Source organism: Streptococcus sp. 10F2, assembly GCF_054331515.2.
In genome coordinates this window covers 1-1,532 of the sequence record NZ_JBTGGE020000103.1, presented here as the reverse complement: position 1 = coordinate 1,532, position 1,532 = coordinate 1, and the positions used below count along the sequence as shown (strand labels likewise).

1 protein-coding gene and 1 pseudogene are annotated in these 1,532 nt (G+C 39.6%); one reads left to right on the top strand and one right to left on the bottom strand.

The features are described from left to right. Nucleotides 1-108: pseudogene (locus ACXM1Q_RS09200) on the top strand (IS30 family transposase); the annotation flags it as partial. Between the two features lie 14 nt (nt 109-122). On the opposite strand, the gene ACXM1Q_RS09195 reads toward ACXM1Q_RS09200, so the two are convergent. Beyond that, nucleotides 123-1,358: a gamma-glutamylcysteine synthetase gene (locus tag ACXM1Q_RS09195; RefSeq protein WP_458517797.1), complete on the bottom strand. Its 1,236-nt coding sequence runs from the start codon at nt 1,356-1,358 to the stop codon at nt 123-125. Nucleotides 1,359-1,532 lie beyond the last annotated feature (174 nt).

The window sequence follows — 1,532 nt, the reverse complement described above, 5'->3', positions numbered from 1 at the left end:
AAAGAAACGACCCCAAAAGAGGTCGCCTTTATTGAAAATTGGATAAACAACTATCCTAAAAAATGCTTGGGCTACAAGTCACCGAAGGAATTTCTTATCGGTGGCTAACTTCAACTTGAAATTTAGCGTTCTAGGAAAACTTCTTCCCCCAACCCTCTTTGCTGGAGACCTTTCTTTGCGCAGCTAAGGAGCTCTTCTGAGAAGGCTTGAATCGCTTCTTTTTCTTTTGGACTCAAATTTTGACGAGAAAAATCTTTACGCAATTGCACATAATCATGACCCATACTTTTGAAAAATGAGGAACGTTCGAGCAAGTCTTCCAAGGCTTCTAATTCCATCAAGAGCCCAAGATGAAAGGCTGCCGGTGCAAAAGTAAGGTCCAAGGGTTGAGTGCAGATACTCCGAAATTCAATAGTTCCCCTTCTGGTTAACTCCTGATAATGGTAGGAACGATGATTCTTAAGATCACGCGGCTCAGGCTTCAGCATCAGACTCTCTCCATTTATTCCATATGCATGAATTTCATCTTGCCCTAAATACTCCCTTAGCGGAATTGGTTCGAAATACATGTAATCTCCATCTCGGATTGTATAAAACAAGGAAGATTGACTTTTAAAATCAATATAATCTGCCTCTGATTCAAAATCGCTAGGATAAATTCCGACATTCTGGGAAATCAAACCATGCATAGAAGCTTCCCAAAGATAATCCCTAGCTAGACTACATCCCATCAGAGGTTCAAAGGATGAGTTCGCAAATAAATAGGCTTTTGCAGCTTCAATCTTATTAAAGGCATTTAAGACCCTTAAAAACTGACTCCTACTAACATCAAACTGAACCTGACTTCCACAAATATAAGCTGCATAATCCATATAAGGATGAAGCTCAGCATGCTGTTCTCCTAAAGAAAGATACTGCATCAACATTTGGTAACGTCCTGTCGCTACAGGTCGATTATCGTTGATATCCCAATTGGGGTTTATCCCTGCTCCCACAAGCTGATGATCGTATTGAGCTAGAAAGGACTGAATAGCGTCAAGGTAGATCTGAAAACGCCCAGCAACTTCAAATAAATTCTCAGCTTTCGCAAATGCAAACTCCAAGGTATTGTAGCTAACTTCAAAAAGAATCACATCTCCATTGGCAGCTACAATCTCAATCGGCTGATTATCATCATCAAACTTCACAATGGAAAAATCTAAGAGCTGAACAAGATGACGAAGCAAAGATATTGTCAGCCTATGATCCGTTGCTTGCCCATGTAAATGAACAATTGGAAATTCTAATTCAACTCCAATGAGAAGTTCTGGATTTTCTTTAAGTTTTGAAAGATAGTTTTCATGAAAAAATTGCTCCATAAATCGTCCTCTTTTCATTTATTCTAACCAGTATACCAAATTTTTAAAGTAAAAAGTCAAAACCACCCGTGAAAACGGGTGGCTTGTACACCGGCTATAAGCCGGTTCTCTCTAGCGACGCCTAAAGGCGTTCGCTGAACTTCGTTCAGGTTAGTGCTATAATTACTTGACTAC

Bases quoted from the DNA above. Each gene is read 5' to 3' on its own strand.
- ACXM1Q_RS09195 (WP_458517797.1), bottom strand. From the start codon at position 1,358: ATGGAGCAATTTTTTCATGAAAACTATCTTTCAAAACTTAAAGAAAAT.